The sequence below is a fragment of the Paenibacillus residui genome (assembly GCF_042677205.1).
GTDB lineage: Bacteria > Bacillota > Bacilli > Paenibacillales > NBRC-103111 > Paenibacillus_L > Paenibacillus_L residui.
Window position 1 is genome coordinate 175678 of the sequence record NZ_JBHTIU010000027.1, and the last position, 16140, is coordinate 191817.

Here is a 16140-nt window from a genome sequence, read left to right on the forward strand (position 1 = left end):
CATACGATACATTCCATATACTCTGTTTTCCTCAATAATCCTTCCCTTGGGGTTTCTTTACTTTTGCAAGCCAGTTCACTACAATAACGTTATATCTTGTAGTGCGGTGATGTAAGGTCACTGCCCGCCAAGTCAAACATCCGTTGCTGTAACCCTTACGATAGGAGATCCTAGCGGGATGGACAGCCGATGAATATAAGACGAGACAATCCTTCTCGATGAGGTGTTGATGATGAACCAATGGGATCAATTAACCGACGAGCAGGCAGAGATCATCCAAAAGGCACGCGAGCGCGTAATCGAATCCGTCGGAAATAATATGGATTTGTACGGGATCACCGTCTCCACCGGGCGCCTTTATGGAATGATGTTCTTCCAGGACAAGCCTATGACGCTCGACGAAATGGGACAACAAATGAAGATGAGCAAGACGACAATGAGCACGGGTGTCCGTACCCTGCTTGATCTGAAGATGGTGAAGCGGGTATGGGGGAAGGGATCGCGGAAAGATCTCTATGAGGTGGAGCAAGACTGGTACCAGAACTTCGCCGACTTTTTCGTGATCAAGTGGCGCCATTCTTTGGAAATGAATATTCAGGTATTGAAGAAGTCCATCCGCGATCTGCAGAAATTGGCGGAGCAGGAGCCCGACAATAAGGAGCTGGCCGATATCATCCGCCACGATATAGATAAGATGGAGGGAGCGATCCAATACTATTTGTGGTTGGACCGACTTATTGACACGCTGGAATCCGGGGAAATCTATAACCTGGTGCCCAAGGAATTGCCATCGACGGAAGCCGCCAAGTAAGAGACGCTTCTGCAATAACTTACCGATAAGCTGCTTTTCGATCTTCGGACGAATGGCGGCTTTTTTTGTATTCCATTGGGCTTTTCGCCGGTGCAAAGGCAGGATTTCCGGTTCGGCTAATGAACTATATATAAATGAAATGAGGCTGGTTGACGGAACTGCTTATCCAAGGCGGGCCCTATCCCGATCGAGCAGCATCACCCAAATACAGGCCCCTGTTCATGGAGGCGATCCCTATGCTGAAACCGGAAAAACAGCTTGCCAGACTAAGAAATGTAATGGCCAATCTGCAGGCTCACTTGTCTCTTGCTGCCTATACGAAGGTAAATACGAAATGGCGGCAGATGAACTATATTCCCGATTTCAACCGTTTTTATTACATCTGTGAAGGCGAAGGCTGTCTCATCATCGATGGGCGGACCTATTATCCGCAGCCCGGCCAATTATTCATTATGCCTGCGGGTGTGGAGCAGTCTTTTTTCCCGATTAGCGAGCATACCTTCGGCAAGTACTGGTGTCATTTTACCGCCAAGATCGGCGATCTCAATCTGTTTCAACTGCTCGGGCTTCCTCATTATATAGAGGTCCGGGACCGCGCCGGGCTGGTCGGCCTGTTCGAGCAGCTAATCCGTCATTATGAGAGCGACCGGTTCACCGCCTATATGATGCAGAAATCGGTTCTGCTGGAAATCATCAGCCTGTTCGTAGAAGCTTCTCTGCAAGACAAGTACGAATGGAAGCCATTAAATGGCGACGAGCGAATGGGCAAAATTCATACCGTGCTGAAATACATCGACCAGCATCTGCATGAGAATATAACCGTTCAGGAAATGGCCGGTCTGCTCCATTTTCATCCCAACTATTTTATCCGCCATTTTCACGAAATCGTCGGCACCTCCCCCATTCAATACGTTCAGCAGCTAAAAATAGACCGGGCGAAAGCGCTGCTCTCGGCAACGGACCAGCCCGTCTCGGACATCGCGCGATCCTTAGGGATGGAGCCCTATTATTTCTCTCGCCTCTTCAAGAAGCACACTGGACTTGCTCCATCCGACTATCGTGTTTTGTTCTATCCGATTGTATAGCCGATCCATTAACGGTGCAGATTAGGCCCCAACGATTCAATAAACATCCTGTCACGAAGCTCTAATCCAATAAACCCGATTGCTGCAACGAGTCAGGCAACTGTTAAAAGGTTAGTTTTGTGCAAGTAGCGGTAAGCTTCTTCCATTTCATTCAAGCCGGCGGTCACTAAAATAAGAAGTAGGTTTGACAGCAAGCTGGAATGAATAAAAGTATGGAGGGACGTCCATGAACAGCAAACCACAATTATTAACCGATGAACAGATGAGAAAATTCATTGCCGAAGGCTTCCTGATTCTCAAAACCGATCTGTCCAAGGAGTTCCATCAACGGTTGTTGGAGCAGCTTAACGAAGTGTATCAGGATGAAGGGAACCCGGGCAACAATTTGCTTCCCCGCATCCGCGAAGTGCAGAAGGTGTTCGAGCATCCGGTCATTACCGGAGCCTTGACCAGCGTCCTCGGACCCGACTATATGCTGCATGCCCACCGTCACGGGCACTACAACAACTCCCCCCAGCCGGGAGGCTGGCACAAGGACAGCTATTGGGGATACCGAAGAATGCGCAATCATCATCCATGGTGGGCCATGATTATGTATTTTCCCCAGGATACTCCCATCGAGCTGGGGCCGACCGGAGTGCTTCCGGGCTCGCAGTATTACGATACCCGCACCTTCGAAGAAGAGAATCCCGCCGCGGAAGCAACCGCTAACGGGGAAGCCGGAACATTCGCCCTCATTCAATATGACATCTGGCATCGTTCGACGGCCAATAAGCTTGGACAGCACCGCTACATGTTAAAGTTCGAATTTATGCGTACCCAAATTCCGCAAGCCCCGAGCTGGGACCATCAAGAAAAGGAGTGGATCACCCCCTCCTCCTTAAGCCCCGCTGTCCGGCCCCATGAGGTTGTTTGGCGCGAGACATGGAACTGGCTGTCGGGTAAGCTGGGTCCGGACTCGACTCCCATCGGGGACGGAGCTCAAGCGCAACAGTGGATCGGTCAGCTGCAGATGGAGGATCCGGAGCTGCGTGCGGCCGCCGCGAACCGGTTAGGGCTGCTTGGAGCGGATGCCCGGGAAGCCGGGGCTATTCCGGTGCTCGCCCGGGCGTTGGAGGACTCCTTCGAGCCGGTCAGGCTGAATGCCGCCTATGCGCTGGCACGGATGGGCGAGCCGGGAACCGCCGCGCTGCTGCAAGCGCTGCAGCATGAAGATAAGCTGATCTCCCGCAATGCCGCTTACGGGCTGTCTGCCTCCGGGGCCGGTGCGGTTGCCGGTCTGACCGAAGCATTGAAGGGCGGCCGGGAAGAGGTCACGGTTCACGCTGCCTTCGCTTTGGGAGAGCTAAGGCATCTCGCCGAACCGGCGGTTCCTGCCTTGATCGGGCTGCTTGATCATCCTTCCGAACCGGTCCGGTACAGCACGGTGGAAGCGTTGTGCAATATCGGTTCTCCCCGTGAGGAAATCGTTGCCGCGTTGAAGCAGGCGCTGAATGATCCGGACCCGCAGGTGCGCTTCATGACCGGACTGTGCATTTCCAGGCTCGGCCCCCAAGCGGAAGCAGCGGTCCCCGAGCTGATTCAAGCGCTGGACGACGATAATCGCTATGTGCGTGCTCATGCCGCCGAAGCGCTGTATTATATCGGCACCGACACGGCCAAGGAAGCGCTGCTGCACTTCTTGCGCCAATCGCGCTGGTGCCCGTCGACGACTCCGGCCAGCACGTTCTACCCGTAAAGCTTTAAACCAAAAAACCGGCGGCTCCTCCAGGGAGTCCGCCGGTTAAATTATGGCTTTCGCATCAACGGAGATTTCATGCTATCGATCCAGTCTATAAAATCTCGAAGCATTCTCGCCGAAAATCCGTTCCTTGTCCTGTTCTGTTATATATGCGGGGAGACATTCATTCAGCAGCCCGGTCACTTCTTGGTAAGAGACCGCCAACAAGCAGACGGGCCAATCGCTGCCGAACATGACCCGCTCCGCCCCGAAGCATTCCACTACATGATGCACATACGGGATAAAATCGTTCGTTCGCCACTGCTCGTGATCGGCCTCCGTCACCATTCCGGACAGCTTGCAGTACAGATTAGGGAATTGGGCCAGTTCCTTGATATGGGTTGACCAAGGCTCCATAACACCTTCCTTAATATTGGGCTTGGCCAAATGATCCACCACTGCCCGAAGCCCGGGCACCTGCTTCATCAACTCGAGAATATGCACGAGATGTCTGGGCTTCACTAACAGATCAACGGGAAATTCGTCTCGAGCCAACTTCTCTAACGCAGAGATGACCTTGGGCCGCAAAATCCAGCGGTCATCCGGCAAATCCTGCAGCATCGGCCGGATCCCGAGGAAATATCGGTTTGCAGCCAATCTTGCGTACTGCTCATGAAAATCGTCCGCTTCCAGGTCGATCCAGCCGACGACACCGGCCAGCGTCTCTTCTTCCTCGCATAAGGCAAGAAGATATTCCGTCTCCTCTATCGTAGGCGCCGCTTGAACGACGATCGTCCTGTCGATCGACTGCTCCCGCAAGTGCTCCTTCAAATCGCCGGGCAAATAATCCCGATACAGAACTCCGGAATCCGGAGTAAGCCAGCCGTAATCCCCCCGGCTCAGCTTCCAATAGTGCTGATGAGCATCTATGCGCTTGAAGCCCGTTTTATAAAGCTGCTCGCTCATTCGTTCCTCTCCTCCCCTTCTCCATATTCAATCCATTGTTCCAATATCCTGGCCACGCCATCACGGTCATTCGTATCCGTTACGAGAGCCGCTTTAGCTTTTAATTCCTCTACGGCATTCCCCATTGCGACCGGGATTCCGCACAAATCGAACAGGCCCAGGTCATTATGATCATCGCCGAATACAATCGTATTCTCCGCTTTGATCCCTGACCGGTCGAGAACCTTGCGCAAGGCATTCTCTTTGGAGACCTGCTTATTCATGATTTGGATGAGCTCTTGACCATCGGTGCATATGATGTTCACTTTGCTCCGAAAGACCGCTTTCAGCTTGCTATAAATTCCATCCACGTTGGCGAGCAAAATTTTGGACGGAGAGACCGTCTCCATCTCGGTACCGGAGATGACTTCCAGCGGAGGAACATCCTCGGGAATCCCGAATATCCGACGATGTTCATCTGTCAAAATACAGTCCGCGTAAGCCGTGTCCTCTACTTCTATCGTCACGGGAATGGAGCCGTTCTGCTCCTTGATAAACCGGTAAATTTCCGCAGCCGTCGCTCGAGGAATCGCCAAGTGCTCATAGACATCCACAGCTTCATTCACCGTAAATGCACCGTTGTAACAAATCTGATAACCTAAAGTAAGCCACTCCGCAGGAAGCAGACATTTCACCGATCTTAGCGGACGCGCCGTAGCAATGATAACGGCAATCCCCCGGGCATGCAGCGCCATAACTGCCGCCTGATTACGGGGAGACACTTGCTTGTGCGAATTCAATAAAGTACCATCCAAATCCAAAACGATCGCTTGAATCGGCTTCATTCGTTTCTCCCTTGCCTGCCGTTAACGACTGCATAGCTGGCGGCTTTTCTATCCTGTTCTATACTTACCTATTATTATAGTAGAAAGACGGTTGAGATGGTAGATTTAACTAAAATTGTAGAATTGGTAGGATACCGCTCGAACGATTTCATTTCCGAAAATAACAGATTAAATCCAACTATAAGCCTAAGGGCATGGAAACCCATTATAGACATATCAACAATCAATGGGGACTCGTATTATCAAAGGGAACGAATATACTATATGTTTTCACCTTCCAGATTCAACGAAATTGTATTCAGGCAATAGATGTAATAGCCAATCCGGCAAAGTTGACCTATATCAAACGACAAAGAGACACATGGAGGGTAACGCCCCAAGACGGAGAAGCCCCGACTTCTAATCATCCCGGCAGAATGATCTCTTCATAAAGAAACGAGGCATCTCCCGGATAAGGAAATGCCTCGTGATCATAAGATATAATAGATCAGTTCGCAGCCTCTACTTCTTCATCCGTCGCCGATTTATCCAATCTCGGAGCTACAATGGAAACCAGAAGCTCATCTTCCGGGGACAGCACGGTCACGTTCTCCGGAAGCTTCAAATCGGAAACGTGGAAGGTCTCTCCCACATCCAGATGTTCAATATCGGCGGTGATGGCGGTCGGCAGATTGCCCGGCAGCCCTTCAACCTCAATGCTCGTTCCTTGGGTTTGCATGATTCCGCCTGTCTTCGTTCCTTTAGGCGTTCCTTTAAACTCAATCGGAATCCGGCTCCTGACCGCTTCATCCATCTTCACCTGCAGAAAGTCGACATGGAGCCAATCACCCGAAACCGGATGACGCTGCACTCCTTCGAGCAGAACGGGAACCGTCTCCCCTCCATCAATGTTCAGTTGAATAATTTGCGATGCTCCGCTCTTCGCCCAGCGTTGAAATTCCCTCGAAGAGACATGGATCATCCGATTGTCCGTATGCTTGCCGAATACAATGCCCGGCAGCCGGCCGGCCTTGCGCAATTCTTTCATCCCGGAACGGGACATTTTAGTTCGAACAGACGCTTGCAATGGTTGACTCATGTTCATTAGCTCCTTTAATTAAATATTCCTGATTCTAGGGCATATTCTCTTAAACGGTCACCAACATAACAACTTGCCATAAACTCCATAACAACTACGTCCCCATCGGCGGTCCGGCAGACGATTGACCATATCGCCGGCTTTGCGCCGCCTCATCACCCATGGTCGGCCGTTTGGCCCAAAGGGGTCGATTCCTCTGCGCATGAAGGATCGCTCGCGAGGAAGACGGAGGCCCCCTCTCTTCCAACGCCAGATCTCCATACACAAGAAGAACACTGAACACATGGGCTCATATCCTGCCGCGCCAGTACATGGTCGACAGCTTCCTCCCACCGGGCAAAAAAGTTGGATCTCCCGATTCGCGAGTATAATCCTGATCGGACCAGCATTTCGCGGGGCTGAGACTGGATGCCCGCCACAAGCACCAAACAATCCTTCTCCTGAAAATGACGGACAAGCATATGCAAATTGGCTTCTCCGGTAGCATCGATAAAAGGCATTCTGCCGAGTTCCAGAATAAGTGCCTTCGGGGTAGATTGGACCGTGTCCATAAGCGTATTTAAGAGATACTGTGCCGCCCCGAAAAACAGGGGCCCTTCCACAGAATAGATCCGCACCAGAGGACAATCGCCTGCGGCAGGCGATCCGCTTCCCTCTCCGTCATCCGTTGCCCGCAAAGGAAAAACTTTGTTAACGGTCAGCATTTCACTCATCCGTTTAATGAACAGGAGAGCGGCCAGCACAAGACCGATCCCGACAGCGGCGGTTAAATTAATGAAGACGGTAAGGGTAAAAGTAACCAGGGCTACAACCGAGTCACCGTTCCTCATTTTCATCAATTGGATAAAATGACGGCGCGAGGACATGTTCCATGCGACAACCATCAGAATGGGCGCCATACCGGCCAATGGAATTTGCGAAGCATAAGGAGCAAACAGCAATAAAACCGCGAGAACGGTCAATCCATGAATAACGGCCGACAACGGGCTGACCGCCCCGCTCTTAATGTTGGCGGCGGTACGGGCTATCGCTCCGGTGGCCGGAATCCCGCCGAACATCGGTGTAACGATGTTAGCCACCCCTTGGCCGAGCAGCTCGCGGTTGCTGTTGTGCCTTGTGCCGCTCATTCCGTCCGCGACTACCGCCGACAGCAGTGATTCTATCGCGCCTAATAGAGCAATCGTGAAGGCAGGGCCGAGCAGCATGATTATTTTCTCCAGTGTCAACTCCGGCATCTGGAACTTGGGCAATGTGCCCGGTATGGCTCCGAATTCCGACCCGATGGTAGCAATGCCGTCGCCAAAGAAGAAAGCTGCGAACAGAGCAGATCCGATCAGAGCAACCAGAGATGCGGGAAGCTTCGGAAGCCATTTCCCAATAGCCAGAAGCAAGCCCAGACTGACGGCGGCTGTAGCAACACTGCCCCATTGCACGGTATGGAGGCTGCGAGCCAGCTCGAGCACTGTCCCGACGAAGCTTTGCCGCTGCTCCAGGCCGGTCAATCCAAGAAAGCCGGCGATCTGCCCCGTGAAGATAATGACCGCAATTCCGGAAGTAAAGCCGATAGTGACAGGCCGCGGAATATACTGAATCACGGTCCCGAGCTTGAGCAGCCCGAGCAGCACCAGAATGATTCCCGCCATCCATCCGGCGATCAACAGATTCTCGTATCCGTATTGCAGCACAATGGCCAGCAAAATCGGGATAAAGGCTCCCGTCGGACCCCCTACCTGATACTTCGACCCACCGAGAAGCGCGATGATTATACCGGCCACAATCGTCGTGTACAATCCGTATTCCGGCTTGACTCCGGAAGCTATGGCGAAAGCCATTCCGAGAGGAATTGCAATGACGCCAACCGTCATTCCCGATATGAAATCCTTGCGCAAATCCGCAAGCCGATAGCCTTCCCACCGACTGTTAATCATCCACTTCAAGTTATTTCACATCTTTTCCAGTCATTATGTCCAACCTGCTATCAGCTAATGCCCTCTGCTAGAGAGGGTGAAAGAGAGAAACATGGCATCACCACCTCCGAAAGCTGACGACAATCCATTAAATGTAAAACAATCTATGAATATAGACGAAGGCACCCCGCTCCAGGAGCGAAATGCCTCGTTGCCATCACCTTATCATATGAGGAACCGACTGTCAACATTCCCTCTTTTTTCCACCGTTCCCGTTTCTATGTTTCTACTACATGAACGTCTTCAAATGCTGGCTTGGGTTCCTTTAGTCCAGTCTCGTGTCCCAGTCCAATCGCCGCCAGAGACTGCTTTCATTCCAGAGCAGGGCTTCGGCGGTGTCCAACCGTTCGTCCGCATGACGGCCAGACAGCTTCTTGACGCTGAACTGTTCGCCGACCAGGAAGCCGATGCCGTATTCAAGCCAGTCGGAGTACGAATGCTGAGCCATGTGCGCCACCCTTCTCATCAGGCTTCGAGCTTCCGCCTCTGTCAAATATCCGGCAAGCGCACCTTCCCTGCACAAGAAGACGTACCTTCCCCAATCCCAGGCTGCTATTCCGGCACCCGGCAGCTTATGATCGTAAGTCTGGACGATTTGATACTGGACATAGGATTCATGAGTGTTCCCAAGCGAATCGTTATAAGCGGATGGATCCGATTCCGGCAGCGTGGAAAGAAAGGAACGAAGTTCCGTGAACGACCGGTTATCCCCGGCCACCATCAGTTGATCGAGCCGCTGCAGAAGCTGCTCTCTGCTATGAATAGCCCAATCACACTCCAAGGAATGCTTGCATTGCGAGCGGGTTTCCTCCTTGAATTCCTCTGAATAGAACTCGTCCGGCTTGAGCCCCTTCCTTTCGAATAATATAGCACCCAGAGCCAGACACCATGTTTCCGTCACATTCTCGAAGGGCGCATCCATACGCTTCCATGCCGTTTCGTCTGATCCGGCAGGCGTGTCGCAAACCGCTGAAGACGGTCGAGACCACTGCCTCCTAAACCATCCCCGATTCCGCTCCGGCAATTGAGGCCGGTATACCTCCGTTTGCATCTCGCGCTCCCCTAGCCGGCGGCTAACATCCAGCAGCCTGACACGGGCATCTATATCATGCGGATACCGCTCTACAATCCTCACATATATCGATCGCGCGTCTTCCATCCGTTCCTCGAGGCAGTAGCTTCGCGCCTGACCGCTTAATGCCTGAAGGTGATCCGGATGATCCGCCAGAATATGCCCGTAGTCGGTCCTTGCCTTCTCCGGATTTCCCAGCTTCAAATATAAATCCGCCCGGTGCAGCAAGCCGTCGATATCCCCCGGTCTCACCCGGAGAAGCCGGTCGAAAGCAGGAAGGGCATTCTCCCAATCTCCCTGTATCACATAATAGAGGCCGATGAGTCTAAGCAGATCGGGATCTTCCTCATACAGTTGAAACGCCACCGCCAAATACGGTTCGGCCTGCTCCAGATCTTGCAGCATTAATGCCCGGCGAGCTTCCTCCCGGAAATCGAAGAACGCATCGAAATCACAAGCGGTGTCCTTCTTGACGGGTTGCCTGCGGACAGAACGATTCCCGTTGGACGCTGAACCGGGCCAGCTTGCCCGGACTTCCTTAAGCGCCTGCTCATAAGCCTCCCTTAAGCGTTGAAACCCTTCCGGATCGTCTTCGGGATGATGAATCTTCGATTTTCTGGCATAGGCTTTCCTGATGGACGCAACATCTTCCGTCGGTTCGATGTCCAAAATACTCCATATGATCATAGTCTTAATACTCCTGACATTGTTCCAATTCATCTTAAACCGCCTTCAAGCTCTCGGCTTCGCGACCGATTTCCCGCTCATTCTGGCGATTCAAGGCACCTAGTACTAATATACTATATTCATCGGAAGAAAGTGATCCTTTCTTTAGTAGGAAGTATGGCGATTTATTGATTCTATGGAACCATACCCGGACTGCCGGAGCGGCACAAGGATAAACGGCTATCGCCGTCCTTAGGACGGGCGCGTTTACCGATGAAATATGAGATCAGGTATAAGGTGAAACTTATACTTTCTTATATTTTGAAAATAAGCCGTTCCTTGATGGGGAACGGCTTTTCTCACAGCAAGCCCAATTGGCGCCCTTTCTCTACGGCTTCCGTCCGGTTGGAGACCTCCAGCTTGGCATAGATTTTGATCATGTGCGTTTTAACCGTGGCAATGGAGATGCACAGCCTCTCCGCTATTTCTTTGTTGGACAAACCGGAGGAAAGCACCGTCAGCACCTCCAGCTCCCGTTCGCTTAACAGACTTTCCGGTTTGTTCCGGTCCCACAGGGAAAGCACTCTATGGACAAACTGTCTCTCCCTGGCGAGCAGGTCGTCCTCCTGTTCTTTCACAAGTTCGATTAATGCCCGCCGGATGGCCTCCCCCTCCAATACAAACGGGGAAACCATCTCATTGGCATAGCTGTAATGGACTGCCTCGCGGATCAGATTCAACCGCTCCCTCTTGCTTCCCGTCCCGTCCATATCGAGAATAGCCAGCTTCAGCAAAATGGCTTCGACCAGAATCAGTTTGATCTTGTGCTTGCGGGCATCCTTCAAAATATCATCCAGTTGAGCCAAAGCTTTCTCCTTATCGCCCCGCGAGAATAAAATCCGCGCATACAGCAGCAGATCTTCATATCGGCGAGGACGATAATCTTCACCCTGTTCTATCCATTGGGTAAACGAATGGAGCAGCTCGGGGTCCGTTTCACCGATCAGCCATTGGAACTTCAATATCGAAGAATAGTAGAGCGGGTGCTGATAATAAATTCGAAACGCAGCCAGTTGCTTCATCCAATCGGCCGCTTCCGGCTTGTCGTCGCGAAGGAGACACATCTCAATTCGATTGTGAATATAGCTGACCTCCATGGAGATGTATTCTTTAGGCAGCATATCCTTCGCCCGTTCGAATAATTGATCCGCTTTATCCAGCTGCATCCTTTTGATATAAATGCCGCCCTCTCCAATCAAGCAATTGGCGGCCAGAGGGGTCAGATAGAGGTGGTCTTCCATCAAGCGGGTCAACGATTCATAGATCCGCTCGCACTCTTTCAATTCGCCGAGAGACTCCAGAAGCTGGCTTTTGCTGGTCCATGCAAAGTAACGAATGTAAGGATTATTGAACCGGTTCTCCAGTTGAATCGCCTTATCTATACATTCAAGCGCTTTCGCATATTGATCCCGCAGGCCGAGCAGCAGGGAACTGGACAAATAGATGATGGCCTTGGTCGCCTCGCTTAAACCCATCCGCTCGATCTCGTCTATCGAATTCGGATACATTTCCAGACCTTCCAGACTCTCATCTATGAAAAAACGCGTAAATTGGAAAGCATTCCAGAAAACATCGTCTTTCGGCTTGTCTTGCAGGCGATCCAAAATTTGTCTGCACTTCTCCATTTCCAAATTGCAGAAGTGGTAGAACAGCCTCTGGAACAATAGATCCCGGCTTTCGATAAGGTATTCCAGAGGAATTTGGCGCAAATAACCCCAGCCCTTAACCGTCTGGCGCATCCTGCCGATCAGTCCGAGCGCTTCCCGGTATTCGCCCGCCTGAAAATAATGCTTGACGCCTTCCTCCAGATCGCCAGACTGTTCATAAACGATAGCGGCCTTCATATGCCAACTGCGTTTCGTCTCCTCATCCCATTCCGAAAATTTCCACCGCAAAAATTCCCCGAACAAGTGGTGATAGCGATAAAGCCCTTCGTCTTCGTCTATCGTCACCAGGAACATGTTTCTGTCGGCCATCCTGTGAATGATAGAATTGGCGTGACCTATCCCCAACAGACGGTTACAGATCGCTTCGTTAAAATAGCTTAAAATGGAGGTGCGAATCAGAAATTGCTTCTCCTCGGGACTTACGGAAGATAATATTTCGTTGGACAAATAATTGATCATATATTTGTTAAGTCCCCGGTTCTGGCCGAACGGCAGCTCCTTCCGATGAGACCTGGCCAGCGCTATAAGCTGCAATCCGCCCACCCAGCCCTCCGTCCATTGGTTGAGCCGTGCGGCCGACTCCTCATCCACACCCGATTCCAACGTATGCTGAAGGAAAAGCACCGCTTCTTCGGCAGAAAATTTCAAATCTTGTTCGTTGATTTCCACATAGCGTCCGGAGACCATCCACTCGCCCAGATACAATTTCGGGGCTTCGCGGGTTAAGAGAATAAAGCGGATCTGGTCCGGGCTGTATTTCATAAACAGCTCAAAGGTTTGCAGCAAGGACGGATCGTCCAACGTGTGAAAATCATCCAGAACAAGCGTCAATCCTTGCACGGACCCCAATTGATTAACAAGGAAAATGAGCAGCTTCTCGATCTCCTGCTTCTGGGGCAGCGCCTCAAAAACGGCGTACAGATCTTCCATCTGCCCGCCCAAATCAGTCTTGATCGCTTCCAGCAAATAATGCCAGAACGAGAACAGTTCGTTATTGTCCGCATCCAGGTTGATCCAGCGAAACTCCTGCTCCGGATGCTCCTTCATGAATGAAGCGACCAGAGTGGTTTTACCGCTTCCGGCAGCACCCTGCACGACGGCTACTTTCCCTTCCTCCAACTGCTCCAGCTTCCGGAACAGAGCTTCCCGACGAATGTAATTTTTGCGCGGAGGGGGCGCTTTTAATTTAGCAGGTATCAGCCTTATGCCGTCCATCCTTATCCCTTCCGAATCCTGTGAATGTTCGGGTTGCAGCGAGCCGCGTCCCCCTCTTATCATGCCAGACCTCCCCACTAACATCAATATGCTTCCGAGTCAGAAGAACCGTCCAAATCCGTGATTTCCAGCCCTCCGAAGCCAAGCCTCCCGTGAATGCGGGAGGTATCCATCCGGCTGGCGGATGAAAAACCCTGCCTTGCTTTTATTAGCGGGCAGATATTCGGACAGGATACCACGGTTCAATACCTTCCTTCCGCCAGTCTCTTCCGGCAGAGCCCCCAGCCCGCGAGGAAGAACAATCCGGACAGCAGAAGCAGATAGCCGACAGACCAAGCCCAATCTTCCATAGCCGCCTCTCGCTCGAGAGCCTGCACGACGGTCAGGAACTGCTTTTGCGGCAGAACGGCTACAAGCCATTTCATCCCGCCTTCGGGCGTGAAGCTGTAGAAGCTGCCTGAAAGCAGCGAAGTCAACAAAATGAGGCTTCCTGCGAGCGTCATCATCTGATCGCTGTTCTCGATCCACGACGACATGAAAAGGGCGAAGGCGGTAGCAACCAGTGCCAGCAGGCCAAGCAGCCAGGCATATTGAAGCAGTCCAAGCCCGATATCGATATGGAGCAGCTGGGAGGCGGCGGCCATCAAGCCGAAGGTAGGAACGTAGACGATGATCCAACAAAAAAGGCACTGCGCAAACAGGTAGCTGCCTGCTCGAACTGGGGAAGTAAGCATTCGGCGGAACGTCCCGTTCGCCTTGTCCTCCGGAAAGAAGGTCATGAATAGAAAGCCTTCCAGCAAAATAACCATAACTAGAAATCCCAGTATATTGGTGCCTACCCCCCTCTTGCCATCCGCGGTCACCAACCGGTCGGGATGTGCCAGCGCCTGCTCCAGCTTCGCGGTAATTGGTTCGCCCTTGATCGCCTCGATGGAATAGCTTCCGTTCCCTTGGTCGGTCAAAACAGCGTCATACTTATTGCGGACTAGCTGCGACTTCGGTGGAGCGGCATCCAGCGGCTCCACCTTGTAAGCTTGGCGGACGTTCGCCGGCAGGGAATCCGGTTCGCCTACCACCGCGATTCTACCCTTCATTTCCAATGCCGATGTCAAATAAATGGCCAGCGCCATAACCGCTATCGTTATGCTTAACGTGAGCAGCAGATAAGCTTTGCGGTTCATCATGCGATAAACGTTATTTTTAAATACTTGTGCCATTCCGTTCATACATAATCCTCCGCTCTAAAGGAAAGTTTGCAGCCCCATGCCAAGACGAGCGAGCCAGCCAGACAGATCGCCAACGTCGGAAGCAGTATCCCGAGGTCGTAATCATAGATGATTCGGAAGACGCCTTCCGCCACCCACTTGACCGGAGACAGGCCGGAGATCGTCTCGGCGACCTTGCCCAATCCGTCCCATGGAAAGAACAAGCCCCCGGCCAGAGCGGATACATTGTTGATGATACTGAGCAGTTTGTTCGCCAATTCCTCGCTTTTGAAAATACAGCAAAACAGGATACCAAGCGAACAGGAAAACAAATTGAACCCGATCAGCAGAAGCAGAACGTATCCCATATTGGCTCCCCCGATCCCGATGCCGCAGACGGCTAACACCCCGGCGATTAAACAGAGGCAGGCGGTAGTGAATACGAAAGTGGCGGCTATTTTGGACAGGTAGATATAAGACCCGGGCAAGGGAGCATACAGAATCCGCAAATTGCTCGGCCTGATGCTTCTTTCCATAAAGCTGTTTGCAGCGGTTATCGAAACGTTAAGCACCATGAAAATCATTATGGTAATTCCGTAATAGTCATAAGAGGATACTTCTCCGCCGGCATAGATTCCGCTTCCTATATAGCCAAGCACCAGCACCAGCAGCAGAGGAAATATCGTATTCACGGAAACCAGAATCGGACTGAGCAGCAGGTTGAGCAAATCCCGTCTGAAGATGGCATAGAAGCCTCGTAGCCTCATTGCAAGCCCCCCTAATTCCGCAGCGTTCTTCCGGTCAGCTTGAGAAACACCATCTCCAAACTGGCCGATGAAGTAGCCATATTTTGAATTCTCATACCTGCATGGATGAGAGTGTGGATGATTCTGTCCAAATTTTCAATTCCCTTTAGCGTCGTCACGCGAATATGATTCTCGCCGACCTGCACCCGCTTCACCCCGTCAATCCGGTACAGCTCGTCTTCGTTCAGGCCGATCGTATTCTCCACGTCAATTTCGTAAAGCTTCTCCTCCTCCAGGCATTCCTTCAACGACTCCTTCGTCCCGTCCGCTATGATGCGCCCGTGATCGATGATGACGATGCGGGTGGAGATCTCCTCGACTTCTTCCATGTAATGGGTCGTATAAATAATACTGGCCCCCTGCTCCTTTAGCCGGACGATCGATTCCAAGATATGATTGCGGGACTGCGGATCGATGCCGACCGTAGGCTCATCCATAATGATGACCTGCGGCTTGTGAGCAATAGCGCAGGCGATATTGAGCCTTCGCTTCATCCCTCCGGAGAAGGTTCTCGGCTTGTCCCGCTTTCTCTCCGAGAGGCCGACGAAGGCCAGCGCTTCATCCGCCCTCCGCTGCAGCTCCTGCCCCCGCAATCCGTACAAGGAAGCGAAAAATTTGACATTCTGCTCGGCCGTAATTTCCTCGTAAATGGCCAAGTCCTGCGGGACGATTCCCAATTGCCGCTTGAAGCGGGCGGCATTCGCCCCCACCTTCTCCCCCTGAAAGAGGATCTCTCCGCGGTCGTAACGGAGTGCCGTCGACAAGATATTAATGGTCGTGCTCTTCCCTGCCCCGTTGGGGCCGAGGAAGCATAAAATTTCCCCCGGATAAACCTCGAACGATATATTCTGCAGCGCTTTGCGATTTTTAAAGCTCTTCTCCAGCAGCTTCACTTCAATAATCGGCTTCATCTGCACTATCACTCCTTCCGGAACCTATCGTACCGCGAAGGAATAAAAAAAGAATCAACCGAATGGTTGATTCTGAAGGTTGATTCT

Annotated in this window: 12 protein-coding genes; 3 read left to right on the forward strand and 9 right to left on the reverse strand. The window is 51.9% G+C overall.

Translation table 11 applies throughout. The features are described from left to right. Positions 1–232 precede the first annotated feature (232 nt). The 3 genes from ACFQ03_RS07830 to ACFQ03_RS07840 all read left to right on the forward strand — a co-directional run bounded on the left by ACFQ03_RS07830 (position 233) and on the right by ACFQ03_RS07840 (position 3634). Positions 233–811 carry a GbsR/MarR family transcriptional regulator gene (locus ACFQ03_RS07830; protein WP_144932791.1) on the forward strand — a complete coding sequence of 193 codons (579 nt, stop codon included), beginning with the start codon at positions 233–235 and terminating at the stop codon, positions 809–811. Between the two features lie 236 nt (positions 812–1047). After that, a complete protein-coding gene (locus tag ACFQ03_RS07835; protein WP_144932668.1) occupies positions 1048–1896 on the forward strand; it encodes an AraC family transcriptional regulator in 849 nt (282 codons plus the stop codon). Positions 1897–2122: 226 nt separating this feature from the next. Further along, a complete protein-coding gene (locus ACFQ03_RS07840; protein ID WP_144932666.1) occupies positions 2123–3634 on the forward strand; it encodes a HEAT repeat domain-containing protein in 1512 nt (503 codons plus the stop codon). A gap of 81 nt (positions 3635–3715) precedes the next feature. On the opposite strand, the gene ACFQ03_RS07845 is transcribed toward ACFQ03_RS07840, so the two are convergent. The 9 genes from ACFQ03_RS07845 to ACFQ03_RS07885 form a co-directional block, all read right to left on the reverse strand. Next, positions 3716–4582, reverse strand: coding sequence for an amidohydrolase family protein (locus ACFQ03_RS07845; RefSeq protein WP_379287266.1), 867 nt, complete (start codon positions 4580–4582; stop codon positions 3716–3718). Beyond that, on the reverse strand, positions 4579–5406 hold the full coding sequence (locus tag ACFQ03_RS07850; RefSeq protein WP_144932662.1) for an HAD family hydrolase: 828 nt from the start codon (positions 5404–5406) through the stop codon (positions 4579–4581). Before ACFQ03_RS07850 ends, ACFQ03_RS07845 begins: the two co-directional genes overlap by 4 nt. 487 nt (positions 5407–5893) lie before the next feature. Further along, the gene (locus ACFQ03_RS07855; protein ID WP_144932660.1) at positions 5894–6484 is read right to left on the reverse strand and encodes a 50S ribosomal protein L25; all 591 of its coding nucleotides are present in this window, start codon (positions 6482–6484) and stop codon (positions 5894–5896) included. Positions 6485–6639: 155 nt separating this feature from the next. Then, positions 6640–8412: a sulfate permease gene (sulP, locus tag ACFQ03_RS07860; protein ID WP_379287457.1), complete on the reverse strand. Its 1773-nt coding sequence runs from the start codon at positions 8410–8412 to the stop codon at positions 6640–6642. A 304-nt stretch (positions 8413–8716) separates the two neighbouring features. Continuing rightward, positions 8717–10210 carry a DUF1266 domain-containing protein gene (locus ACFQ03_RS07865; protein ID WP_379287269.1) on the reverse strand — a complete coding sequence of 498 codons (1494 nt, stop codon included), beginning with the start codon at positions 10208–10210 and terminating at the stop codon, positions 8717–8719. 338 nt (positions 10211–10548) lie between these two features. Further along, on the reverse strand, positions 10549–13194 hold the full coding sequence (locus ACFQ03_RS07870; protein ID WP_186328155.1) for a LuxR C-terminal-related transcriptional regulator: 2646 nt from the start codon (positions 13192–13194) through the stop codon (positions 10549–10551). Between the two features lie 179 nt (positions 13195–13373). Beyond that, positions 13374–14357 carry an ABC transporter permease gene (locus tag ACFQ03_RS07875; protein ID WP_144932653.1) on the reverse strand — a complete coding sequence of 328 codons (984 nt, stop codon included), beginning with the start codon at positions 14355–14357 and terminating at the stop codon, positions 13374–13376. Beyond that, positions 14354–15103 carry an ABC transporter permease gene (locus ACFQ03_RS07880; protein WP_144932651.1) on the reverse strand — a complete coding sequence of 250 codons (750 nt, stop codon included), beginning with the start codon at positions 15101–15103 and terminating at the stop codon, positions 14354–14356. The genes ACFQ03_RS07875 and ACFQ03_RS07880 overlap by 4 nt, the downstream gene beginning before the upstream one ends. Before the next feature lie 11 nt (positions 15104–15114). Next, a complete protein-coding gene (locus ACFQ03_RS07885) occupies positions 15115–16053 on the reverse strand; it encodes an ABC transporter ATP-binding protein (RefSeq protein WP_144932649.1) in 939 nt (312 codons plus the stop codon). Between the last annotated feature and the right edge of the window lie 87 nt (positions 16054–16140).